The following is a 23,353-nucleotide window of genomic DNA, read 5'->3' as shown; positions in this document are numbered from 1 at the left end:
CCGGTTCAGCCCGCCCGACGCCGATCCGGCTCTTCGTAGTGCGTCCGGGTAGCCGTTCCACCCACAGACTGCACCAGGGACTTGGCGATATCGCGCAGCTTGACGTTGCCGTTGCTGGAGGCATCGGTGAGGATCCGGACCGCGGTTTCCTGGTCACAGCGGTTCTGCGCCATGACGATCCCGATCGCCATATCGATGGTGGTCCGGGATTCCAGCGTGGCGCGCAGGTTGGTGGCGCTGTCCGTGTGCAGCGAGAACCGGACTGCCAGCCGCAGCGCCTGGGAGATCTCGCGGGTGTAGCCACGGGCCCGGGCCGCGACGTCGCCGTCGAACTTGCGCGGGACATCGGAATAGAGGTTCAGCGCCGCCTGGGCGTCGCCCTGGAGGTGGAAAGGCACCGACAGCACCGAGCGCAGGCCGTGCGAGGCGACGGCGGCGGCGTAGTCGGGGCCCCAGCGGTCCTCGTCGAAGAGGTCCGGGACGTAGACTTCCCGTTCCTCCTTGGCGGCGGTCAGGCAGGGGCCCTGGGACAGGGAGTACTGGATCTCGTCCACTTCGCGCGCGGAGTCGCTGCTCCACCCGATCGTGGCGGCCTTGCGGTCCCGCAGCAGCGTAATTCCGCACAGCGCGTCGTCGCCGGAGCCCGCCACCTGGTGCGCGGAAAAACGCGCGAGTTCGTTCAGGAACTCTTCGAAGTCCGCGCTGTCCAGGATCAGGTTCTGAATCTGGTCAACCGTGCCCACCGAGATCTCGGTGCCCTGCCCTTCCGGACCACGATTCGCGCCGCTGTTCAGGGACTTTTCGGACGGGAGCATGGCGCGTGTTCTCCAGATGAATGGAACGGACGGGTATCCAGCAAATGATAGGTCACGGCCCATACCCCGTCCACCCGCGCAGGTCAGCGGGGAACGCCTCAGCTGAGGCCCAGTTCGTCCTTGCCGAAGGCGAAGAGGTACGGGACACCGGCTTCGGCTTCAATCTTTTCCTTGGCACCCGTGTCGCGGTCCACGATCACGGCGACGGCCACCACGTTGCCGCCGGCCTTGCGGACGCCTTCGACGGCGGTCAGCGCGGAGCCGCCGGTGGTGGAGGTGTCCTCCAGGACCAGGACCTTGCGGCCCTCGACCGAGGGGCCCTCCACCTGGCGGCCCATGCCGTAGGACTTCTGCGCCTTGCGGACCACGAACGCGTCCACCGGGCGGCCGGCGTCGACGGCGGCATGCATGACGGCGGTGCCCACCGGGTCTGCCCCCATGGTGAGCCCGCCGGCGCACTCGAAATCGATCCCGGCGTCCTCCATCAGGGAGAGCATGACCTGTCCCACCAGTTTGGACGCCTCGTGGTGCAGGGTAATGCGGCGCAGGTCGATGTAGTAGTCGGCTTCCGCGCCGCTGGAGAGGATGACTTTGCCGCGGACGACGGCCAGTTCCTTGATCAGTTCCAGGAGTCGGGCACGGGCAGTGGCAGCGTCGGCTGCGAAGTCACGGGTGGCAGTCATGGCTCCCAGTTTAGTGGGCGGCCCGCCGCGGATTCCCAGCCGGCGTCCTCTATGTCGGCGGCGGCCCGATGTCAGGGATGGCTCGATGTCCTGCGCGTGAGACTTACGGGCCCGCACTAACGGCGTATTCGAGCTCGATCAGCCCGGCGTCGTACGTCTTCGCGCTCAGCAGCCTCAACAGGGTCGGGTCCTGGCCGGCCGGAAACACCCCGCGCCCCGCACCGGTCGCAACCGGCATGACAACGAGGATCTCCCCCTCGGAAGCGGGAGTCGGCCAGAATTCAACGAACATCCGGTAGGTGGTTGCCCCGAGGACCATCGCGTCCACGGTCGCGAGCCATGCGAGCTGGCTCTGGTCCAGCTCGCCGGTGCCGCCTTGAATCAGTTCGTAGGCCGTGAAGTCATTGTTGGTGTTGGCGGCGAACCCGTCGGCCGTGACGAATTCCTGGACTACCAGTCGGCCCATGTTCGGTTCCTCTGCTAGCTGTGTTGCGGGGCGCGCCGCGCGAAGGCCGGCGCGTGCTCGGGGCGGGGACCAAATGCGATGAAGCGGGGCACGATGGTGCGGAACACCGGAACGTGCCGGGCGAGGAAAAGTGCCGCGGCCGGAAACTTGGTCCGCTTTCCGGTCATGACCGGGACGAAGATCGCGCGCTGCATTATCCGTTGGACGCTCTGCACAATGACGGTGGGCAGCCGCCGCCGTCGTTCGACTTTCTCCAGGTCTGCCGTGGTCACCCGGCCCCGGAGCAGTGCGGGGGCCAGGTACTCGGCGGCCGCCGCCGCGTCCTGGATGGCGAGGTTGATTCCGACGCCGCCGGCCGGGGACATCGCATGCGCCGCGTCCCCGATGCACAGCAGCCCGTTGATGTGCCAGGTGTGCAGCCGGTTCAGACGCACGTCCAGCCAGTGGAGGTCTTCGAGGGACTCTATGGTGTCAACGCGGTCTGCCAGATCCGGGCGGAGCGCCGCGACCCGCCGTCGGAAACCCTCCACGCCTTCCGCTCGGATCCGGGCGTCGGTGCCCTTGGCGGCGAGGTAGCCCATTTGGTAGTAGTCGTTGCGGAACAGGGCCAGCAGCGCCTCGCCAGGGCCGAACGCCGGCACGAGCCCGGCCACTTCACCCGTTTCGGAGGGATAGCGGGGCAGCCGGAACCACCAGGTGTCGAACGGCACCGGGAACTCTTTTGGCGCCAGCCCGGCCGCCGTGCGCAGCGCGGAATGGCGGCCGTCCGTGGCAACCACAAGGTCCGCCAAAAGTTCGTCCTGCGTGCCGTCGGGGGCCCGGAAGCGGACTCCGCGGACGCGGCCGCCGTTGCGGACCAGAGATGTGGCGGTGTGGCTCATGAGCAGCGTGAAGCCCGGTTCCTGGGCTGCGGCGTCGGCGAGGAAGCTCAGGAAATCCCATTGCGGCATCATGGCGATGTAGTTGTACGGGGGCGGCAGGGCGTCAAAATCGCCCATGGTCACCGGCGGCCCGCCCGGGACGGGGAAAACGACATTCTTCAGGCGGCTCTGCGGCAGCCGGCGGAATTCCGGGCCGAGTCCGAGTTCGTCAATGAGCCGGATGGTGGACGGGTGCACGGTGTCGCCGCGGAAGTCGCGCAGGAAATCCGCGTGCTTCTCCAACACCGTCACCCGCACCCCGGCCCGCGCCAGTAGCAATCCAAGCATCATCCCCGCAGGTCCACCGCCCACCACCGCGCATCCGGTCTTCTCCATGGCCCCACGCTACGCCTGCACGCGGTGGCGCGGGAGGGGGTAATTCGCGGCGCATTCTGGTTGGCGCTGCGCAAAATATCCTGCGCTACGGGAATCCCCGTAGCGCAGGATATTTTGCGCAGCTGCCGTTGGGAAATGCCGCGTCAGAGCCGGGTGTCGAAGGAGTCGCAGAAGACGTTCTCGTTGAACGTGCCCTGGAACTCCGATTTGCCCTGGATCTTCTCGATCGCAGCCCGGATGGCCTCGGGCGTGCCCGCGTGGGCGTGGATGGCCGTCTTCACCATCGGCACGTCAATGAGGTGGTTGGGCTGGTTGAGCGAGACAAACACGGTCGGGACTTCGGTGGCGTACCAGGGAATCTCGGCCGCCATCGGCGTTGACCACTTGATCCGGATCGCCGCCTCCTGGGCGAAGCCTTTTACGTTGGCGAACACGAACGCGGCGTCGTACTTCTGCGCGTAATCCCCGGTGGCTTCCTCGGAGATGACGGACATGAAGTTCACCCCGGTCTCGCCGGCGGCCTCGCGCTGCGCGGCCGTCTTGAAGACGTGGACTTCGAAACCGGCCTTTTCGAGCTCGTCCCGGACAACATCCAGGTGGGCCAGCGGGTCCGCCCGGGTGAAGTCAGCGCCGCCCGAGATGCCGTAGAGCCGGATGCGCTTGTGCGTCGCCGGCGTGATGGGCAGGTTGCCGGCCGTGTCCTTGACCAGGGTAACGGTCTTGTCGGCGATCTGCGCGGCCACGGCCCGGTGGGCCGCGCTCCCGATCAGCTGCAGCGCTTCGGCCGGCGGAACAAGGGATTCCCGCGCGGCCTTGTGCAGTCCGAGCGAGGCCTTCAGGCCCAGGATCCGGCGCAGGGCGTCATGCAGCCGCGCGTCCGTGATGACCCCGGTTTTGTAGCCGTCCAGCATGTACCCGAAGTCCTCGGCCGGGTTCCGGAAAAACAGGAACATGTCGCAACCGGCCGCAATGGTGGCCGGGACCAGCTCGCTCCGCTTCATGGCCTGGGTCAGGCCGATCATCTGGGACGCGTCGGTGAGGATCAGCCCATTGAACCCGAGCTCGCCGCGGAGCAGGTCCTGGAGCAGTTCCGGCGCCAGGGTGGCGGGCAGGATGTCCTTTGCCGCCAGCCCGGGGCGGAAATGCCGTGACAGGTCCGGCGCACCGATGTGGCCGACCATGATGGACTGCACGCCGTGGCCGATCATCTCCCGGTACACGTGCCCGTAGGTCCGGGTCCATTCCGCGTAGCCGAACGTGTTGTAGGACGTGACCACGTGCTGGTCGCGTTCGTCCAGGCCGTCCCCCGGGAAATGCTTCATGGCGCACACGGTTGGCGATTCGCTGATGCCGTCGAAGTACTCCTTGGCCCGTTCCACCACGATTTCCGCGGTGTTGCCGAAGGCCCGGGTGGAGATGACGGTGTTGCGCCAGTTGTAGTGGATGTCCACGATCGGCGCGAAGGCCCAGTTGCAGCCCAGCGCGGCGGTCTCCACCCCGGCAACGCGCCCCATCTGGCGGGCGATGTCCTTGTCCGGGTGCGAGCCCGCCTGCAGGTGGGTCGAGACGAACGTCCCGTCGTCGCAACTCCCGGCCCCACCCATTTCGGGGTTCGACGCGATCAGCAGCGGCACCCGCGTCTTGGACTGCGCGTAGCGGATGTGTTCCTGCACCTCAGCTGAGGGCCCCGGCCGGTACCGCATGCCGCCCACGTGGTACTGCTCCAGGACACCGTCGAGGTATTCCGGGGAGTAGTCGTTGTTGTGGTTGATGAACAGCTGCCCGATCTTTTCCTCGAGGGACATGGAGTCGATGGTGGACTCCACCCAGGCGATGGCTTCGCCGTCGAGGTTGAACGGCGCGGACTGAAGGTCGACGGCGAACGGTGCGGCGGCGTCTGCCGCACGCGTTCCCGACACGGGGGCGTCCGGCGTTGTGGCCGCAGGCCAGCCGGCGACGCCGGCGAGGGCGGCGGCGACCACCTGTTCCACGGGGGCGGCGATGTCCACCACGGTCCCGGCTTCGTCCGCGTCGAGCGGCTCGAGCGTGGCGAGCTGGGAGTCGAGCAGCGTGGACGGCATGAAGTGGCCGGAGCGGCCTTCGATCCTGCCGCCGAGCACCTCCGGGCTGCCGTGCAGGTGCAGGAAGATGGTCTCCGGCGCCTGTGCGCGGATGGCGTCGCGGTAGCTGCGCTTGAGCGCGGAGCAGGCCAGCACCAGGCCTGCCGAACCCGCGGCGGCGAGTTCGGCACCCACGGTGGCGAGCCACGGCCAGCGGTCCGCATCCGTCAGTGGCGTTCCGGACGCCATTTTGGCGACGTTCTCCACGGGGTGGAGGGAGTCGCCGTCGAGGAAGCGGACGCCGAGCTCGCGGGCCACGAGGTCGCCGATGGTGGTCTTGCCGCAGCCGGAGACACCCATCACCACGATGTGGCGGCCAGCAACTGCAGGCTTCTGGTCACCGGTCATGTCCGGGTCACCAGTCATGAACGGTGCCGTCCACGAGGCGGTTGTAGGGCAGGTAGGCCTGCTGGTAGGGGAACGCGGCGGCGGCTTCTTCGTTGAATTCGACGCCGATGCCGGGCTTGTCGCCCGGGTGCAGGTAGCCGTCCACGAACGTCATGGACTGCTCGAAGACCTCGTTCGTCGCATCCGAGTGCTGCATGTATTCCTGGATCCCGTAGTTGTGGATCGCCAGGCCCACGTGCAGCTGCGCGGCGAACCCGACCGGGGAGATGTCGGTGGGGCCGTGGAAGCCGGACTTGATCTGGTACTGCGCGGCGAAGTCCATCACCTTCTTCAACGGGCTGATCCCGCCGAAGTGCGTGGACGCGGCCCGGACGTAGTCGATCAGCTGTTCCTTGATCAGGGTCTGGTAGTCATAGACGGTGTTGAAGATCTCCCCGATCGCCAGCGGGGTGGTGGTGTGCGCCCGGACCAGGCGCAGCGCCTCCTGGTTCTCGGCCGGGGTGCAGTCCTCGAGCCAGAACAGGTCATACGGCTCCAGCGCCTTGCCCAGCTTCGCGGCCTGGATCGGGGTCATCCGGTGGTGCCCGTCATGCAGCAACGGGATCTCCGGGCCGAACTCGTTCCGCACCGCCTCGAACACCGTCGGCAGGTGCCGCAGGTAGGCCCGGGTGTCCCAGTCCTCCTCCTGCGGGAACGCGCCGCGCCCGGCCGGTTCATAGTCATACCGCTCCCCGGAGGCCTGGGCCTGCGCCGCGACCCCGTACACGGCCTTGATCCCGGGGACCGCGGTCTGGATCCGGATCGACTTGTACCCCAGCTCCAGGTGCTCCCGGACCGAGTCGAAGAGCGAGGGCAGGTCCGCGCCGGAGGCGTGCCCGTAGGCGCGCAGCCCGTTCCGGGACGCCCCGCCCAGGAGCTGGTAGACCGGCATCCCGGCGAGCTTGCCCTTGATGTCCCACAGCGCCATGTCCACCGCGGCGATCGCGGCCATCGTGACCGGGCCGCGGCGCCAGTACGAGGACCGGTACAGGAACTGCCAGGTGTCCTCGATCCGGTGCGGGTCCTTGCCGATCAGCAGCTGCGCGACGTGCTCCTTCAAATACGCGGCCACCGCGAGCTCGCGCCCGTTCAGGGTCGCGTCCCCGATCCCGGTCACCCCGTCCTCGGTGGTGATCCGCAGCGTCACGAAATTCCGGGAGGGGCTGGTCACAAAGACTTCAGCGGCAATGATTTTCACAACAGGTCCTTTTCTGGTCTTTCAGGGGGTGTCTTAGTTGCGGGGCGCCAGCGGCGCGGCCTCGGCGGGAACGGTGGCGGTGGCGGTGGCGGCCACGCCGACGGGAGTTCCGGCGCCGTCGTCGTCGGTGCGTCGGGCACGGATTTCGGTGAGGATCCGGGCATGCATGGCATCGGTGAGGGTGTATTTGGCCATCACGAGCACGGCCAGGATGGTCATGACCGCTGGAAGTGCGCCGGCGGCGAGCTGGATGCCGAAGACGGCGTCGGGGGTCTGGACGGCGCCGGACTTGTAGCCGCCCAGGGCCAGGGCGTAGGCCGCGAGCGCACCGCCCACTGCCTGGCCGGTCTTGCGGGTGAAGGAGAACAGGGCGTACGTGATGCCCTCGGTGCGGACGCCGGTCTTCCATTCGCCGTATTCGACCGTGTCGGCTTCCAGTGCCCACACCACGATGTTGACCGCGAGGACGCCCACCAGGCTGATGACCAGGCCGGTGAAACCGAACCAGACCTGGCTGGCCGGGGTGAAGAAGACGATGGCGCCGCCAATGACCGTGAGCAGCGACGAGAAGATGTAGACGCGCTTCTTGCCGAGGTTCCGGACCAGCCTGGGCATGAAGCCGGCCAGTACGAAGGTCAGGACGAGCTGGGTGATGGACAGCACGGGGTACAGGTCCAGCCGTCCCAGGACGTCGCGGAGGTAGTAGAGCTGGACCGAGGTAAGGGCCAGGTATCCGGTCAGGAAGAAGAAGGAGCTCAGGCACAGCATCAGCAGCGGCCGGTTGCCCTTGAGCGTGTCCATGCTCTGCTTGAACGTGACGTTCGGGACGGCCCGGTGGACCCGTTCCTTGGCGGTCAGGAAGGTGAAGAGGTACAGGGCCGCACCGATGACGACGAACGCCAGGGTGATGGTGGTGAAGGTGGCCTGCAGGTCGGTGCCCGGCTTGATCAGCGGGGCCACGAAGATGCCCAGGGCCGAGCCGACCAGCAGCGCGCCGATCATCCGGGCTGAGCCCAGCTTGGCGCGTTCCGCCGGGTCCTGGGTCATGGCGCCAGCGAGGGAGCCGTAGGGGATGTTGACCAGGCTGTAGGCCAGGCCCAGGGCGGCGTAGGTGACGTAGGCGTAGAGCAGGGTGCCGGATTCTCCGAGTGCAGGGACGGAGAAGGTTGCCACGCTCAGCAGCAGCAGCGGGATGGAGCCGAACATGATGAACGGCCGGAACTTGCCGAACCGTTTGCTGAAGGTCCGGTCCACCACGCGGCCGGCGAAGACGTCGGCGAAGGCATCGAAGATCCGCACCACCAGCAGCAGGGTGCCGGCGGCCGCGGCGGAGATCCCGGCCACGTCCGTGTAATACACCAGCAGGAACATGGTGGCAGTGGTGAAGGCGAGATTGTTGGCGGCATCGCCGGCGCCATAGCCGATGATGCTGAGCTTGTTCAGCTTTTTCATGAATGGGCTCCTTTACCCGTTGCCGGACCTGGGCCCGGCGAAAAATGTGCGTTAGGGCCTACGCCTCGGAGGTGATGTTCTTGGTGCCGGCCAGTGCCGTCCACCGTTGGCGCAGGGCGTAGGCGGCGGGTTTGGGCCGCCTGTCCCGGGTGAAGACGCCCTTCTTGTTGCCGTCCACGCGCATGATGCCGTTGGAGGTCTGGAAGTCCGCGAAGTTCCAGACCTGTTCGCCCACCATGGCGTCCACGCGGTCGAAGACCCGGTGGTACATGGCCAGGAACGCGGCCTGGTATTCCTCGCTCCAGGGCTGTTCATAGATGGAGTGGAAGCCGGGCATGGTGTCCGGCCCGTACTCGGTCATGATCATGGGCTTGCCGTACTTGGCTTCCCACTCGCGCAATTCCTTTTCGAGGCTCTGCTCGGCCGTTTCGAGGTCACCGTTATTGAGGTACCAGCCGTAGTAGCGGTTGAGCATGATGACGTCGAACAGGTCCCCGAGCAGTTCCTTGTCCGGGGTGTCGAACATGACGTTGACGTAACCGACGGGCCGGGTGGGGTCCAGCCGGCGGGCCAGTTCCACGAGGGGTGCGAAGTACTCGCGGGCGCCCTCTTCGGAACCGTTGGGCTCGTTGGCGATCGACCAGATCACGACCGAGGGGTGGTTCTTGTCGCGGGCGACGAGCTCGGAAATCGCCTGCCGGTGGTTGGCGGCGGTGTTGGCGTCCACACCCCCGTCGACATAGGTCTTTTTCGCGATGCCGCCGAAGACGGCGCCGAAGCCCAGGTGCAGCCCGACGGCGGCGGTCTCGTCGATCACCACGATTCCGTGCCGGTCGGCGAACTCCATGACTTCCTCGGCGTAGGGGTAGTGCGAGGTGCGGAAGGAGTTCGCGCCCACCCAGTCCAGAAGCTGGAAGTCGTTGACCATCTGGGCGTTGCTGTGGCCTTTGCCGATGGCCACGTGGTCCTCGTGCATGCCGAAGCCGGTGAAGTAGAACAGTTCGCCGTTGATGAGGAATTCTTTGCCGCTGACTTCGACGGTGCGGACGCCGACCGGCAGGGTGTAGCTGTCCAGCAGCCGGCCGCCGTCGCGGATTTCAGCGGTGAGACTGTACAGGTAGGCGGCGCCCGGCTTCCAGAGGACGACGTCGGCGACCGTCAGGGTGCCGCGGGCGCCGTCGGCGCGGGCGACCTCTTCGCCGTCGGTGTCCCGGAGCGAAACGGTGACCGTTTCGCTGCCGGTCCCGCCGGCGGTGCCGATCGTGTAGTCGACGCTGCCGGTGGATCCTTCGAACCCGGTGACGACCGTGATGTCATCCACCGTCACGGCCGGGGTGCTGAAGAGCCAGACGCTGCGGTGCAGGCCGGCGTAGTTGTAGAAATCGTGGAGGTAGCTCTGCTGGCGGCGGCCGTCCTCCGTGACGGTGATGCTGCCGGGCGGGATGGTGGCCTGCGTGAGCTCGTTGTTGACGGAGACCGTCAGCCGGAAAACCTGCCCGGGCGTCACGTGGTCCGTGATGTCGGCGCTGAAGGGCATGTAGCCGCCGGTGTGTTGGGCCACGAGGGTCTCGTCGACCCACACCATGCCCTCGTGCGTGGCGGAGTCGAGGCGGACGTGGATGCGCTCGCCTGCCCAGCCGCGCGGGACGCGGACGTCGCGCTGGTACCAGACGTAGCCCACGTGGTCCCTGATGGCCTTGTCCGGGAAGACGTCGTTGTAGCTGGCCGGGACGCCCATTTCCAGTTCGGTTTCCAGAGGCGCCTTGAACCACTCGTCCCGATGGCCGGAGCGGTCAAAGTCCACCTTGAAGCGGTACAAGCCGTCGAGGTTGACCATCTCGCGGGTTTCGCTGGCCTGGGGCTTGAGCATTTTGGAGGTCCTATCGCGTCTTTGCGGGCAGTGCCGGGGAGGAATTTGGGGCCGGCGGGGCGGCCGGTTGTGCTCTTGTTGTAATCCTAATCACGTGGCAATCAAATGGCAAGCGGTTGCCATACATTTGTTGAAAGTTCATCGAAACACTGCTGTTCATCGAAACTGCTGCCCGGCTCCCCGTGACCGGGAGCCGGGCAGCAAGCCCTTGCGCGGAAGCCGTTACGGGGAGACAGCCCGCTCCCCGAACGTTCCGCTCAAGCTTTCAACCAGGCCCGCGACGGAACCGTCTGCGGCCAGGGCCGGATCCACCAGGTCCAGCAGGGCGCGGATCCGCCTGGCGCCCGCCAGCCGGTTGGCTGCGGCCACCTCGGCGGCCAGCGGGTCCTGGAACGCGGCGGAGGCGGCGCTGTAGTCCATCCAGGCGGCAATCATGAGCGCCGCGGCCGCGCCGGACCTCCCCGCGGCGCGCTCGGCCCGCAGTACCGGAACGGCGCGCATCCGCAGCTTCGTGCTGCCGTCCATCGCGATCTGTGCGAGGTGGTGGGCAATCCGGGCGTTGCCGAATCGCTGCAGCAGGGCGGCGCGGTAGGCCGGGATCTGCAGTTCCGCGGCGTTTCCCGCCGGTCCGGACAGGTTCGCTTCCGCCTCGTCCCAGAACTTTTCAACGGCCTGCAGGCACAGCGGATCCGCCAGGGCCTGGGCCACGGTGGTGTGGCCGCGAAGCTGGCCGGCGTACGCCAGCAGGGAGTGCGCGCCGTTCAGGAGCCACAGCTTGCGGTTCTCGTACGGCTCGATTTCAGCCACGAACACGGCGCCGGCGTCTTCCCAGAGCGGCCGTCCGGCGGGAAAGTCCCCGCTGAGCACCCAGTTGGAGAAGGGCTCGGCCACCACGGGCGAATTGTCGCGGTAGCCGCAGGCGGCCTGGACGGCGGCAACGTCCGCGGCAGTGGTCCGCGGAGTGATGCGGTCAACCGAGGTGCTGACAAAGCTGACGTTGGCGTCGATCCATCCGGCCAGCCCGGCGTCCCAGGCCCCGGCCAGGCCTGCCACGGCGTTGTGCGCCACGGTGCCGTTATGGGAGAGGTTGTCGCAGCAGACGACGGCGAGCGGCCCGGCCCCGGCAGCCCGGCGGGCGGCGAGGGCCAGAACCAGCCGGCCCAGCGGCGTCGTCGGGTTTGAGCTGCCGGACGCCAGCAGCTCAAGGTCGGCGGCGACGTCGGGCGCGGTGCGGTCAAGCTGCCCGTCGGCCCGGAGCCGGTAGGCCGCTTCGGTGACGGTCAGGGTGATCACCGCGGTGGCAGGAGCGGCAACCAGCTCCGCCAGCCGCTGCACATCCGCCCCGTCCACGGCTTCGACAATGCTGCTGACCACGGCGAAGGAGTCGCCGTCGTCGGCCCGGTTCACGACTGTGTAGAGCCCGTCCTGTCCGGCCAGCGCCAGCGCGGCGTCAGGGCGGCGGCCGGTAAAGGCCGCGATGCCCCAGTCCGCGGCGTCGGACGCCTGGTGGGTGTACCACGCCTGGTGTGAGCGGTGGAAGGCACCCAGGCCCAGGTGGATGATCCGGACGGGCGCCTTGGCACCGGGGCGCAGGCGGCGGTTCAGTTGCGGAAGATCGACGGCGGATGCCGCCACATCGGTTTCACGTTCGGAGTGCTGGTCGATGCTCACAATTTGAAGACCCTTCGGGGCGAGCCGTCCACGATGTCGACGATCAGTTCATGGGCCCGGTCCTCGCTGACGCGGTGCTCCGCCACCAGGCGGGCCAGGAATGAGGCCTCGATCCGGCGGGAGGCATCGTGGCGCGCGGGGATGGAGCAGAACGCGCGGGTGTCGTCGATGAAGCCGGATGAGCGGGAGAACCCTGCGGTTTCGGTCACGGCCGAGCGGAAGCGCAGCATGGCGTCCGGCGCGTCCAGGAACCACCACGGGGCACCGAGGTAGACGGAGGGGTAGAAGCCTGCCAGCGGCGCGAGTTCGCGGGAGAACACCGTCTCGTCGAGGGTGAAGAGCACCAGGTGGAAGTCCTTGGCGGTGCCGAAGTCCTGCAGCAGCGGGCGGATCGCCTCGGTGTAGTTGACGGCGAACGGGATGTCGTGGCCGGTGTCGGCGCCGTGGGCGTTGAAGGTTGGTTCGTGGTGGTTGCGGTAGGACCCCGGGTGGATGGTCATGACCAGGCCGTCTTCCACGGACATGCGCCCCATTTGGTACATCATGTGGGCTTCGAAGTCGTCGCGGTCCTGCGCCGTGGCCTGGCCGGACCGGGCGCGGTCGAACAGCCTGGCCGCGTCGCCGGCGTCGAGCTTGAGAGTTGCCGGTGTGCGGACGCCGTGGTCGGCCGAGACTGCGCCGTGGTCCACGAAGTAACGACGCCGGTTTTCCAGGGCGGTGACGTAGCCGGCATAGCCGGTGGCGCCGTCGCCCGCTGCCGCGATGAGCCGGTCCACGTTCGCGGACCAGGTGGGGTGCGCGATGTTGAGGTAGGCGTCCGGGCGGAAGGTGGGCAGGACGCGGCCGTGGAACGTGGGGTCCTCGGCGATCGCCTTGTGGCTGGCCAGGCTGTCCAGGGGGTCGTCCGTGGTGGCTAGGACCTCTATGTTGAAGTCCTTGAAAAGCTGGCGGGGCCGGAAGCCGGGCTCCAGCAGCCTGGCCGAGATCGCATCGTAGCTGGCGTCGGCGCTCGCGGCGGTGATCTCCTGCCGCAGGCCGAAGACACTCTCGAACTGGGTGCGGAGCCAGTAGCCGGAGGCCGTCCCTTCGAACAGCGGCCAGGCCTTGCAGAACTCGTGCCAGACCGCGCGGGAGTCCGGTGCCGCGGTGGCGGTGCCGCGCAGCCGCTCCAGCGGGACGCCGCTGGCGTGGATCAGCCGGGTGACGTAGTGGTCCGGGCTGACCAGCAACGCCGCCGGGTCCGGGAAGGGGGTGTTGTGCTCGATGACCGCGGCGTCAACGTGCCCGTGCGGGGAAATGATGGGGAGGTCCTGGACGCGCTGCAGGAGTTCGCGCGCAATGCTGCGCGTTCCGGGATCCGCGGGCAGGAGCCGGTCTGGGTTGGCGGCAATCGACTGTGACATAGATCAATGGTCCGGCTTGCCCGGCGCATTTGTCAACCGGTTGCCATAAATTGCCAAACAGGTTGCGGTTGGCTTCGCCGGCAAGGCTAGCCCGCGGGCAGCAGCCGTCCGCTCGAGCCCCGCAGCACCAGCTCCGTCTCGACGCGCAGGGTGGCAGCAGGCTCCCCCGCGCTGTGCAGGAGATCGCCGTGCAGGAGATCCAGCAGCAGCGTGGCGGCGCCTGCGCCGCACTCCCCCAGCGGCGAGCGCACCGTGGTGAGTGGAGGGGTGGTGAAATCCGCCCCGAAGATGTCGTCGAAGCCCACGATGCTGATCTGGTCCGGAATGACCATGCCGGCGGCCTGGAGTTCCTGCATGAGCCCGATTGCCAGGAGGTCGTTGTAGGTCAGCACTGCCGTGGCACCGCTGGCCCGGACGTCGCGCGCCACCTGGCGGCCGCCGTCGACGGTGGGCTTAGTGGATTCCAGCCGCACGGCTTCGAGCCGGGACCATTCGCAGGCAGCCTGTACGCCTTCCCAGCGGCGCGCGGACATCCAGGACTGCGGCGGACCGGCAACAAAGGCAACCTTGTGGTGCCCGTTGGCGGCCAGGCTGCGGACTGCCTCGCTGATGCCCTTGTTCACGTCGGGAACCACGCACGGCACGCCGTCCACCTCGCGGTTGATCACCACCACGGGCTTGTCCCGGGCGATCGTGCGGATGTCGTCGTCGTCCATGCGGGGGCTGGCCAGGATGAGGCCGTCCACCGTGGCCATCATGCGGCGGGCTGCCGTCAGCTCGGTGACGCCGGACTCGGCGGACTCGGCCAGGACCAGGGTGTAATCCCGTTGCGTGGCCGTGGTTTCCGCCCCCCTGATGATGTCGAAAAATGTGGGGTTGGTGATGTCCGCGACGATCAGGCCGAAGGTGTTGGTGCGGCCGGTAGGCAGCGCACGGGCGAACGGGTTGACCTGGTAGTTCAGCTCGGCGGCGGCGTCCTCGATCAGTTTCTGCGTCTTGGCGCTGACGCGGCCCGGCTTGCTAAGCGCCCGTGAGACGGTGGACGGGTTGACGCCGGCAACCTTGGCAATGTCGTAGATGGTGGCGCTGGACTTTCCGGCCCGGGAATGCTTCTTGACCGGGCCTGTTGTTGCGGCAGCGTCCGGCGTCTTGGGTTCAGTCACCGCCCCATCCTAACGAGGAAACAACCCAACCAGCTCGCAGTTGTGGCTGTTTGAGCGCTCAAAACGGCCGCAACTGCGAGCCAGTTGGGCTGGGGTTGCGGCCCGGGTTAGGAGCGCTCGGGGAACTTGCCTTCGTCCGCGATGCGCTTGTTCAGCTCGGCGAGGAACTCGTCCTCGTCGAAGTCCAGCCCCACCTCCGTGCCCCTCCAGCTGGAGAGGTGGATGGCATTGGCCAGGCGGACCCCCTTGATGCCATCCGATCCCGGGGCCAGCAGCGGTGTACCGTCCAGGATGTTGGCGGCGAAGTTCGCCAGGACGCCGGAGTGCTGCGCGCCCCAGGCAGACTCGAACTCGATGACCTCGGTGGTGTAGTACTCCTCGGGGTTCAGCTCGCCCATGAAGAGCTTGCGGACATCGTCCATGTCCATGCCTTCGCTGAGTTCACGCTCGGGCTTCTTCAGGCGGGTCACGGTGGCGGTCTTGCTGTTTTCCACCACGATCTTGCCCTGGTCGCCCAGGATCTCGAAGCGGTCTGTCCCTACGAGGTCGTGCGTCGCGGTGACGAAGACGCCCGTGGCGCCGTTGCCGTAGTCCACAACCGCAGTGACTTCGTCCTCCACCGCGATGTCGCGGCGGAAGCCGTAAGCAACCTTGGAGTAGACGGACTTCGGCACGCCGCAGATCCACTGCCACAGGTCCAGCTGGTGCGGGGCCTGGTTGACCAGCACGCCGCCGCCCTCGCCGCCCCAAGTGGCGCGCCATTCGCTGGAGTTGTAGTAACCCTGCGGGCGCCACCAGTTGGTGATGATCCAGTTGGTGCGGCGGATGCTGCCGATCTCGCCGTTGTCGACGATCTCTTTCAGCTTCTGGTACAGCGGGTTGTTGCGCTGGTTGAACATGATGGCGAAGGACAGCTCCGGCTTGCCCGCGGCAAAGTCGTTGAGTTCCTTGACCTGCTTGGTGTACACGCCGGCCGGCTTCTCCACGAGGGCGTGGAGGTTGCGTTTGAGGGTCTCGATGCCCATCTCGGGGTGCAGGAAGTGCGGCACGCACGTCACGACGGCGTCGACGTCGCCGCTTTCGAGCATGGCGATGTAGTCGTCGTAGAACGGCGCGTCCGGATACTGGGCAGCGGCAAGTTCCTTCTTGGCGGGGTCGGTGTCGCAGATGGCGCCAATCACCATGTTGGGGACCGCGCCGTCGGCGATGAACTTCGCGTACATGCCGCCCTGCTGGCCCAGACCGATGATGCCGAGGCGTACGTTCTTACTCATGTAGTGATTCTCCCTAGTCATTGCGTGTGGTCTAGAAAAGGTTCGAGTGGCCCATGGCCACGAGGTTGTCGTAGGAGGTCTGCAGCGCGTCCCACACGGTGCGCCCGTACAGTTCGTCCTGCTCAACCAGCAGGTAGCGGGCGCCGGCGGCCTGGGCGGCCGGGATGATGGCCGGGAAGTCCAGGTTGCCTTCGCCCACCTCGGCGAACTGGACTACGTTCTTGAACTCGGCCATGAAGCCCTTGAAGTCCCCGGTTTCCAGCAGCCCGAAGGCGGGCTCGGGGAGCTGGCCGATCCGGTAGTCCTTCAGGTGCACCATGGCCGTGCGGCCGGCGTACTTCTGCAGCGTCCGGACCGGGTCCAGGCCGCCGCGCTGCACCCAGTGGACATCGATTTCCAGGCCCATGGCCGGGGAGTTCGCGGCGATGATGTCCAGCATGTAGGTGCCGTCAAACTTCGCGAACTCGATGTGGTGGTTGTGGTAGTACAGGCCGATCCCGTGCTCGGCCAGGCGCCCGGCGTAGTCGTTGGCCTGCTTGGCAAAGTCCACCATGGCGTCGATCGATTTCATGGCGGGGAACGGCAGCATGCCGATCCGCAGGAGCGTCGTGTCCAGGCGCTTGGCGTCCTCAACGATCTTGTCGAAGTGGTCCTTCAGGGAATCGCCGGGCATGCCCTTGGGGGTTTCCATGGCGACGGAGAGGGCGGCCACGTCCATGCCGAGTTCGGTCTGCGCGCGGTCCAGTTCCGCCACGTTCTCCGCGGTCATGGGGATCTGGGAGACTTCGACGGCGTTGTAGCCGATCGCATTGACCTTCCGGAGCGTCTCGAACGCCCCGAGTTCGGCGAAGCTGTCCTTCAGCATCATCGCCTGCACGCCAATTTTGGCTGTTGTTGCCACGCTTTTCCTCCGTTGCCGCCGGATCCCAGGGGAAGCCGGCCGTTGTGTTCGGTTGCCGTTGTGTTCGGTTTGGGCGGGCGCCCTCAGGCGAGTGCGCCCGCTTGTTCGTGCTGCATCCGCTGCGATTCGAGCAGGCGGTGCCGGTCCGCCCGGCGCTGTTCCTGCCGGTCCGGGTCAGGGACCGGGGAGGCGAGCAGCAGCCGCTGGGTGTAGGGGTGGTCGGGGTCGGTGGTGACGACGCCGGCCGGGCCTTGCTCGACGATCTCCCCGTGATACATCACCGCGACGCGGTGGCTGATGTGCCGGACGACGTCGAGGTCGTGCGAGACGAAGAGGTAGGACACGCCGGTGTCCTTCTGGATCTGCAGGAACAGGTCCAGCACGCGGGCCTGGGTGGAGAGGTCCAGGGCGCTGACCGGCTCATCGCAGACGATCAGTTTGGGCGAGAGGGCCAGGGCGCGGGCAATCGCCACGCGCTGGCGCTGCCCGCCGCTGAATTCGCGCGGCAGCCGGTTGATGGCGTCGGAGGGCAGCCCCACCTGGTCCAGCAGTTCCTTCACGCGCTTTTTGGCCGCAGCGGCATCCAGGCCCTGCACGCCCAGCGGCTCGGCGAGGATGTCGCCGATCTCCAGTGCGGGGTTCAGCGAGGTGTACGGATCCTGGAAGACCACCTGCAGGTCCCGGCTCAGGACCCGCCGGTCCTTGCGGCTGGCGTGGCTGATGTCCTTGCCGTCGAAGCTGATCGTCCCGCCGGTCACCGGTGCCAGCCCCAGGATGGCGCGGCCCAGGGTGGTCTTGCCGGACCCGGACTCCCCCACCAGGCCGAGGGTTTCGCCCCGGCCGATGGTGATGTTGATGTCCGTCAGGGCGCGGAAGGCCTTGGCCCGGAACTTCTTGCTGGGGTACTCCACCACCAGCTGGTCCACTGTGAGCAGCGGCGCGCCTTCGGTGGTGCTCATGCGACTGGCTCCTTCGGCCGGGGGGAAACGAGCATGGACATGGGTTCCTTGCCTTCAAGCATCGATGCCAGAAGTGTCTGTGTGTAGGGTTCCTGCGGATTGCGGAGGATGTCGCGGACGGGTCCTTCCTCCACGAGCCGGCCGTTCTGCATGACGGCCACACGGTCGCAGAGGTCCGCCACCACCCCGAAGTTGTGCGTCACCAGGATGACGCCGATGTTCAGGCGCTGCTGGAGTTCGCGGAGCAGGTCCAGCACGTCCGCCTGCACCGTGACATCCAAGGCCGTAGTGGGCTCGTCGGCGATCACCAGGTCCGGCTCGCAGCTGATGGCTCCGGCGATCAGCACCCGCTGGGCCATGCCGCCGGAGACCTCGTGCGGGTAGGCGTGGAAGGTCCGGTCCGGGCTGACGATTCCGACGTCGGTGAGCAGCTTCAGCGCCCGTTTCGTGGCCTCGGCCTTGGAAATCCCGAGGACGCGGACCATGGGGGTGACCAGTTGGTAGCCGATGGTGAAGGCGGGATCCAGGTTGCTCATGGGCTCCTGCGGAATGTAGGAAATCCGTTTGCCGCGGAGTTTGGACAGTCGCTCCTGGCTGACGCGTTCCTCGCCCGGGGCCACGGTGTAGTTGCCGTCGAACTGGATGGAGCCGCCCACAACGCGGGCGTTCTCCGGCAGCAGCCCAAGGATGGAGAAGGCGGTCTGGGACTTGCCCGAGCCGGACTCGCCCACGATGCCCAGGAACTCGCCGCGGTCCACGTGGAAGGAGACGTCGTCAACAACCTTCTTGATGGAACCGTCCGCTTGGGGATAGCCGACGCCGAGATTGGTCACCTTGACCAGGTGGTGTTCGGTGCCGAGGTCGACGGCGGCCACGGCCTTACGCGACGGTCGCGCGGCGGCGGGCGCCGCCGTCGTCGTCGTTCCTGTAACCGGGGGTGCCTTCTTCTTGCCGTGCTTGATCTTCTCGCCGTCTTCCAGGGCATCGCGGATGGCGTTGCCCAGCAGGACCAGGGCGCCGATGGTGAGCGCCATGGCGAGCGCCGGCCAGAACAGCAGGGTGGGGGTCAGGTAGACGTTCTTGAAGCCCTCCGAGAGCATGACGCCCCAGGTGGCTTTGGTGGGATCGCCCAGGCCGAGGAACTCGAGCCCGGACTGGATGGCGATGGCCACGCCGGCAATGGCCGCGGTCTGGATGATGATGGGGGCACGGACCACGGAGAAGATGTGCCGGGAGATGATGCTGAGGTCCGAGAGCCCGGAGACCCGTGCGGCGTCAACGTACAGCTCGTTGCGCACGGACTGGACGGCCGTGCGGGTCAGCCGGAAGTAGGACGGGCTGATCAGGATGCCGAAGGCGATCATGGACATCCAGACCGAGGGGCCGAAGGCCGCCCGGATGGTCAGCAGCACGATCAGTCCGGGGAGGCTCATGAGGATGCTGACCACCCAGTTGGAGACCGCCTCGAACTTGCCGGCGTAGTAGCCGGCGATCAGGCCCGCCGGCAGCCCGATGGCAATGGCCACGCCGGCGCAGAGCAGGGCCGAAAGCAGGGTCAGCTGCGCGCCGAACAGCAGACGGCTCCAGACATCGCGCCCGGCACTGTCCGTTCCAAGGATGTTGACGGAGTCCGGAGCGGCCAGGGTCTTGGCAATATTGGCGTAGTTCTGGTCAAAGGGGGCCAAGACCGGGGCGAGGATGGCCAGCAGCGAAATCGCCAGCAGGATCGTCATGGCAACCAGGCCCAGGGGGTTCCTGAACAGGCGCCGGATGACGGTGGAGCGGACCACCGTTCCGCTCTGCCCTGTTCCGCTGTGCCCTGTTCCGGTGTGCCCTGTTCCGTTGTGCCCTGTTGGAACAGCGGGGGTGGAGGCGGCGGCTGCCGCGGTTTCTACGGAATCGCTCATGACACACGTACCTTCGGGTTGAGCCAGCCATTGAGAATGTCCACCAGCAGGTTCACCACGATGACGACCACCACGGTGTACATCACCACGCCCATCACCACCGGAAGATCCGACTGGCCCGTTGCGGCGACCGCCAGCGGCCCCATACCGGGGAGCGCGAAGATCTGTTCGATGATCACCACACCGCCAAGCATGCCGATCAGCTGCAGGCTCAGCACGGTCAGGCCGGCCGGAGCGGCGCTGCGGAGCACGTGCTTGAACAGGATCTCGCGCTCGCCGATCCCGCGGCTGCGCAGGGTGCGGACATAGTCCCGCTCCAGTTGTTTGATGACGGCGCTGCGGATCTGCTGCGCGCCTCCGGTGACGCCGTTGATCAACAAGGCAATCACCGGTAGCGACATGGAATAGACCCACGCGTCGGCCCCGGCTTCCGGGGAAATGGTGCTGGTGGCCGGGAAGAGACCGAGCTGGATGGCCAGGATGGTGACCAGGATGACGCCGATCACGAATCCCGGAATGGAGTCGCCGATGATGGCGCCAACCTGGACCACCCTGTCCACCCAGCCACGCTTGACCGCGGCAAGAACACCAATGAGGGCGGCACAAATTGCGATCAGGATCATTGCGGTGAAAACCATGGTCATGGTCACCGGGATCCGGCTGGCCAGGGAATTGGCCACCGGTTCCGAGGTGAACCAGGAAGCGCCAAGGTTTCCGCCGAGGGCATCAGCCACCCAGGCGAGGTAGCGGGTCAGCAGCGGCTGGTCCAGGCCCAGCTCCTGTTCTTTCAGCGCCACCTGTTCAGCGGTGGCCTGGTCGCCCAGGATGTTCCTGGCGATGCTCCCGCTGGAGATATACAGCAGGAAGAAGGTGAGCGCCGAGACAACAAACAGCACCACCAGCCCGCTGCCCAGCCGTTTCGCAATGAACCTGATCATGGTGTCCTACTTGGCCGGTGAGTAGTTGTAAATGGAGGGAACGGCCTGCTGGATCTGCGGCGCCACGTTCACCTTGGCGTTGTGGTAGTACATCTGGTTGACCCGGAACAGCGGCGCGAACCAGGCCTGCTCCACCACATACTTGTTGACCTCCTGGGCCAGCTTGCCGGCGTCGGCGCCGCCAGCGCGGACGGCCTCAATCTTGGCGTCCAGCTCCGGCGTCGCGTTCTTGAACGGGTTGTAGAGCGCCTTGGTGGAGATGATCTGGTTGATGGCAACCGTCGGCTCGCCCTGGAAGAGGGAGAAGTACATGGTGGTGTACTTCTGGGCCGCGACATCGGACGTGAAGGTGTTGGTCAGCGCGGCGCCCACCTTCAAGGTGATGCCCACGTCTGCCAGCTGCTGCTGGACGACCGAAATCTGGGTTTCGAAACCGGGGACGCTCGGGATTTCCAGGGTGACGCCGCTTTCAAAGCCGGCTTCCTTGAGGAGCTGCTTGGCCTTGGCCGGATCGTAGCTGTAGTAGTTCTCCAGCCCTTCGGTCCAGGCCCCGCTGGCCTTTCCGAACGGCTGCGACGTCGGGGTGCCCTGGCCCAGCATGACCTGGTCCAGGATGGTCTTGCGGTCAAAGGCGTAGTTGATGGCCTGGCGGACCTTGACGTTTTGCAGCGCCGGGTTCTTGGCACCGTCGCGGTCCAGGAGGAGCAGTCCCTGCCAGTCGACCTCGTTGGCGGCCAGCTTCATCTTCGCACCCTCGGCCTGCTTGCCGTTCTTGGGATCCAGGATCGTCGCGTCCACCTGGCCGGAGACCAGGGCGTTGGTGCGGGCGGTGAGATCGGTCAGGATCTTGAAGGTGAGCTTGGAATACTTCTGCAGATCCTTGTTCCAGTAGTCCTTGCGGGCCGTGAACACGGTCTGGGAATCCTTGACCGACGCCGCCTTGTCCATCACGTACGGGCCGGAGCCCACCGGTTCGGTCTTGATGGCGTCGGTTCCGAGCGCCTTGGGGCTGCCCATCAGGCCGGCCGCCTGGCTGAGGAAATATTCCAGGGCCGGGTCCGGGACGGTGAGGTTGATGTCGATGGTGTCGGCGTCCACAACGGCCACGTCTTTGACCGCGTTGAGCTGGGCCATCTGGGGGCCGTTGGCCTTCTTGAAGTGGTCCATGTTGGCTTTGGCGGCCTCGGCGTCGAACTTGGCGCCGTCGCTGAACGTGACGTCCGTGCGCAGATCTACCGTCAGCTTGGTGCTGGCTGCGTTGTACTTCCAGGCCGTCGCCAGCATGGGGCTGAGCTTTCCATCCGGCTCGCGCAGGATCAGGGTGTCGTAGACGGCCTGGTACGGCTGGAGGACGTGGCCCACATGGGCCTGGGCCGGATCCCAGGACCGGACGTCCTGGATGGTGCCCAGCGTCAGGGACGTGGCCGCGGTGCCTGCGGCGCCGCCTGCTGAAGCGCCGCCGCCACAGGCGGTGAGCGCGAGGGACGCGCTGAGGATGAGGGCAGCAGCTGCTGCCTGGGGACCGAACTTCATTGTTGGCTCCTTTGGATCGCTTGACGGGTCCGTTGCTTCGGACCATGGCGGCGGCAATGTGGCTTGGGCCACATTGCCGCTTGTGGGTTCAGCGTACGTTGGGTTGCCATATCTGGCAACCGGTTGTCATAACCTTTTTGAATTATTGCGATAAGGGGGCTGCGGCTGGGCCGCACGAGGGCGCGCCGGCAGCCCGCAGGCAGTGATGGAGGGCGCCCCGGGACGCGCCGCTGGGCAGCCGTTTGGTGGGCAGTGGTGCAGGGTGGCAGCCCTTCAGGTGGGCAGCGCAACAAGAGACCCGCACACCAGGTTGCGACCGCTGCGCAGACGCGTCCGGTTAGGACACTTTTTCCTCAGAGCCGGGGTAGGACTGCCGGTAGAGGTCCTTCACGATCCGCAGCGACTTCGCTCCTTCGGCGGCATCAATCCAGAACGGGCCCGGCTGCGCCAGTCCGGCATAGAAATCCGCGATCAGCAGGGCGTGGGAAACACCCCAGTAAGAACGCCCGCCCGAGCCGCTGGCGCGTTCCCGCACTACGCCGCTGCGGCCGTCGTCGTAAGTGACCGTGAGGTCCCCGCGCAGGCTCAGCGTTGCCGTCTCGGTACTGATGTCCAGGGTGACCGGTGCGTTGAGCGTGTTGGCGAGGGTGGCGTAGAAGACGCTGCGCGCGCCGTTGCTGTGGAGCGCGGCGAACTCCGCCGTGTCCTCCACCTCGATGGCTTCTGCCAGCGCATGCGTCGAGGCGCTGCCGGCGAGCTCGACGACGTCGCCTACCAGCCATTGCAGCAGGTCAACGGTGTGGATCGCCTGGTTCATCATCAGGCCGCCGCCGCCCTCACCCCAGCTTCCGCGCCAGGGCCGGCTCAGGTAGTAGTCGGGCTGCCGGTGCCACATGACCGTGGCAGAGGCCCCTAGGACCTTGCCGAGTTCGCCGGAGTCCAGCAGCCGGCGCATTTCCTGCACGGGGGCGTTGTAGCGGTTTTGGAAGCACAGGCCAATTTTCGCCGTGCTGTTAGCAGCAGCGGCCAGCAGCCGTTCGCCCTCGGCCAGGGTGTGCGCCAGAGGCTTCTCCAGCACCACATGGACGCCGCGGCGCAGGCATTCGATGGCGATTGCTGCATGCTCATGATGAGGCGTGGTGATGTGCACGACGTCCGGTGCGGCCGCCTCGAGCATGTCGCGGAAATCCCCGAAGCCGGGGACCCCCTGAGCCTCCTGCGCCGCGGACCTGCGCGCCGGATCCGTGTCACAGACGGCCACCAATTCGGCGTCGTCCATCCCTGCAAGCGCTTCAAAGTGAACAATCGACACGTCGCCGCAGCCGATGATTGCCGCCTTTGGCATCCGGAGCTCCCT

Annotated in this window: 18 protein-coding genes; all 18 read right to left on the bottom strand. The window is 66.7% G+C overall.

Annotation, left to right across the window (positions count from 1 at the left end; all coding sequences use genetic code 11):
* Window positions 1–5 precede the first annotated feature (5 nt).
* The 18 genes from ACFRJ8_RS03060 to ACFRJ8_RS02975 all read right to left on the bottom strand — a co-directional run bounded on the left by ACFRJ8_RS03060 (window position 6) and on the right by ACFRJ8_RS02975 (window position 23,341).
* The gene (locus tag ACFRJ8_RS03060; RefSeq protein WP_377984653.1) at window positions 6–815 is read right to left on the bottom strand and encodes a GAF and ANTAR domain-containing protein; all 810 of its coding nucleotides are present in this window, start codon (window positions 813–815) and stop codon (window positions 6–8) included.
* Window positions 816–913: 98 nt separating this feature from the next.
* Entirely contained in the window at window positions 914–1,498 is a 585-nt protein-coding gene (gene pyrE, locus ACFRJ8_RS03055; RefSeq protein ID WP_377984652.1) for an orotate phosphoribosyltransferase, read from the bottom strand.
* A 103-nt stretch (window positions 1,499–1,601) separates the two neighbouring features.
* Window positions 1,602–1,964, bottom strand: a complete 363-nt coding sequence (locus ACFRJ8_RS03050) for a hypothetical protein (RefSeq protein ID WP_377984651.1) — start codon at window positions 1,962–1,964, stop codon at window positions 1,602–1,604.
* Between the two features lie 14 nt (window positions 1,965–1,978).
* On the bottom strand, window positions 1,979–3,220 hold the full coding sequence (locus ACFRJ8_RS03045) for an FAD-dependent oxidoreductase (RefSeq protein WP_377984650.1): 1,242 nt from the start codon (window positions 3,218–3,220) through the stop codon (window positions 1,979–1,981).
* Window positions 3,221–3,363: 143 nt separating this feature from the next.
* A complete protein-coding gene (locus ACFRJ8_RS03040; RefSeq protein WP_377984649.1) occupies window positions 3,364–5,706 on the bottom strand; it encodes a gluconokinase, GntK/IdnK-type in 2,343 nt (780 codons plus the stop codon).
* Window positions 5,696–6,925 carry a D-mannonate dehydratase ManD gene (gene manD, locus ACFRJ8_RS03035; RefSeq protein ID WP_377984648.1) on the bottom strand — a complete coding sequence of 410 codons (1,230 nt, stop codon included), beginning with the start codon at window positions 6,923–6,925 and terminating at the stop codon, window positions 5,696–5,698. Before manD ends, ACFRJ8_RS03040 begins: the two co-directional genes overlap by 11 nt.
* A 33-nt stretch (window positions 6,926–6,958) precedes the next feature.
* On the bottom strand, window positions 6,959–8,377 hold the full coding sequence (gene uidB, locus ACFRJ8_RS03030; RefSeq protein WP_377984647.1) for a glucuronide transporter: 1,419 nt from the start codon (window positions 8,375–8,377) through the stop codon (window positions 6,959–6,961).
* 58 nt (window positions 8,378–8,435) lie between these two features.
* Entirely contained in the window at window positions 8,436–10,247 is a 1,812-nt protein-coding gene (gene uidA / locus ACFRJ8_RS03025; RefSeq protein WP_377984646.1) for a beta-glucuronidase, read from the bottom strand.
* 222 nt (window positions 10,248–10,469) lie between these two features.
* A complete protein-coding gene (locus ACFRJ8_RS03020) occupies window positions 10,470–11,918 on the bottom strand; it encodes a mannitol dehydrogenase family protein (RefSeq protein WP_377984645.1) in 1,449 nt (482 codons plus the stop codon).
* On the bottom strand, window positions 11,915–13,321 hold the full coding sequence (gene uxaC, locus ACFRJ8_RS03015) for a glucuronate isomerase (protein ID WP_377984644.1): 1,407 nt from the start codon (window positions 13,319–13,321) through the stop codon (window positions 11,915–11,917). The genes ACFRJ8_RS03020 and uxaC overlap by 4 nt, the downstream gene beginning before the upstream one ends.
* A gap of 86 nt (window positions 13,322–13,407) precedes the next feature.
* The gene (locus ACFRJ8_RS03010; RefSeq protein WP_377984643.1) at window positions 13,408–14,484 is read right to left on the bottom strand and encodes a LacI family DNA-binding transcriptional regulator; all 1,077 of its coding nucleotides are present in this window, start codon (window positions 14,482–14,484) and stop codon (window positions 13,408–13,410) included.
* 107 nt (window positions 14,485–14,591) lie between these two features.
* On the bottom strand, window positions 14,592–15,758 hold the full coding sequence (locus ACFRJ8_RS03005; RefSeq protein ID WP_377984642.1) for a Gfo/Idh/MocA family protein: 1,167 nt from the start codon (window positions 15,756–15,758) through the stop codon (window positions 14,592–14,594).
* 31 nt (window positions 15,759–15,789) lie between these two features.
* Window positions 15,790–16,659 (bottom strand): sugar phosphate isomerase/epimerase family protein, encoded by an 870-nt coding sequence (locus ACFRJ8_RS03000; protein WP_377984641.1) that lies wholly within the window; start codon window positions 16,657–16,659, stop codon window positions 15,790–15,792.
* 83 nt (window positions 16,660–16,742) lie between these two features.
* Window positions 16,743–17,618, bottom strand: coding sequence for an ATP-binding cassette domain-containing protein (locus ACFRJ8_RS02995; RefSeq protein WP_377984640.1), 876 nt, complete (start codon window positions 17,616–17,618; stop codon window positions 16,743–16,745).
* Window positions 17,615–19,525 (bottom strand): dipeptide/oligopeptide/nickel ABC transporter permease/ATP-binding protein, encoded by a 1,911-nt coding sequence (locus ACFRJ8_RS02990; RefSeq protein WP_377984639.1) that lies wholly within the window; start codon window positions 19,523–19,525, stop codon window positions 17,615–17,617. Before ACFRJ8_RS02990 ends, ACFRJ8_RS02995 begins: the two co-directional genes overlap by 4 nt.
* The gene (locus ACFRJ8_RS02985) at window positions 19,522–20,463 is read right to left on the bottom strand and encodes an ABC transporter permease (RefSeq protein ID WP_377984638.1); all 942 of its coding nucleotides are present in this window, start codon (window positions 20,461–20,463) and stop codon (window positions 19,522–19,524) included. The genes ACFRJ8_RS02990 and ACFRJ8_RS02985 overlap by 4 nt, the downstream gene beginning before the upstream one ends.
* 6 nt (window positions 20,464–20,469) lie before the next feature.
* Window positions 20,470–21,996, bottom strand: a complete 1,527-nt coding sequence (locus ACFRJ8_RS02980; protein WP_377984637.1) for an ABC transporter substrate-binding protein — start codon at window positions 21,994–21,996, stop codon at window positions 20,470–20,472.
* Between the two features lie 337 nt (window positions 21,997–22,333).
* Window positions 22,334–23,341 carry a Gfo/Idh/MocA family protein gene (locus ACFRJ8_RS02975; RefSeq protein WP_377984636.1) on the bottom strand — a complete coding sequence of 336 codons (1,008 nt, stop codon included), beginning with the start codon at window positions 23,339–23,341 and terminating at the stop codon, window positions 22,334–22,336.
* Window positions 23,342–23,353 lie beyond the last annotated feature (12 nt).

This window comes from Arthrobacter sp. NPDC056886 (genome assembly GCF_042788715.1).
Lineage (GTDB): Bacteria > Actinomycetota > Actinomycetes > Actinomycetales > Micrococcaceae > Arthrobacter.
This window is presented reverse-complemented; position numbering and strand designations above follow the sequence as displayed.

Coding starts and splice junctions, on each gene's coding strand:
- ACFRJ8_RS03050 (WP_377984651.1), bottom strand. CDS start 1,964: ATGGGCCGACTGGTAGTCCAGGAATTCGTCACGGCCGACGGGTTCGCC.
- ACFRJ8_RS02990 (WP_377984639.1), bottom strand. CDS start 19,525: ATGAGCGATTCCGTAGAAACCGCGGCAGCCGCCGCCTCCACCCCCGCT.
- ACFRJ8_RS03005 (WP_377984642.1), bottom strand. CDS start 15,758: ATGAGTAAGAACGTACGCCTCGGCATCATCGGTCTGGGCCAGCAGGGC.
- pyrE (WP_377984652.1), bottom strand. CDS start 1,498: ATGACTGCCACCCGTGACTTCGCAGCCGACGCTGCCACTGCCCGTGCC.
- ACFRJ8_RS02975 (WP_377984636.1), bottom strand. CDS start 23,341: ATGCCAAAGGCGGCAATCATCGGCTGCGGCGACGTGTCGATTGTTCAC.
- ACFRJ8_RS03045 (WP_377984650.1), bottom strand. CDS start 3,220: ATGGAGAAGACCGGATGCGCGGTGGTGGGCGGTGGACCTGCGGGGATG.
- uidB (WP_377984647.1), bottom strand. CDS start 8,377: ATGAAAAAGCTGAACAAGCTCAGCATCATCGGCTATGGCGCCGGCGAT.
- ACFRJ8_RS02995 (WP_377984640.1), bottom strand. CDS start 17,618: ATGAGCACCACCGAAGGCGCGCCGCTGCTCACAGTGGACCAGCTGGTG.
- uxaC (WP_377984644.1), bottom strand. CDS start 13,321: ATGTCACAGTCGATTGCCGCCAACCCAGACCGGCTCCTGCCCGCGGAT.
- uidA (WP_377984646.1), bottom strand. CDS start 10,247: ATGCTCAAGCCCCAGGCCAGCGAAACCCGCGAGATGGTCAACCTCGAC.
- ACFRJ8_RS03060 (WP_377984653.1), bottom strand. CDS start 815: ATGCTCCCGTCCGAAAAGTCCCTGAACAGCGGCGCGAATCGTGGTCCG.
- ACFRJ8_RS02985 (WP_377984638.1), bottom strand. CDS start 20,463: ATGATCAGGTTCATTGCGAAACGGCTGGGCAGCGGGCTGGTGGTGCTG.
- ACFRJ8_RS02980 (WP_377984637.1), bottom strand. CDS start 21,996: ATGAAGTTCGGTCCCCAGGCAGCAGCTGCTGCCCTCATCCTCAGCGCG.
- ACFRJ8_RS03040 (WP_377984649.1), bottom strand. CDS start 5,706: ATGACTGGTGACCCGGACATGACCGGTGACCAGAAGCCTGCAGTTGCT.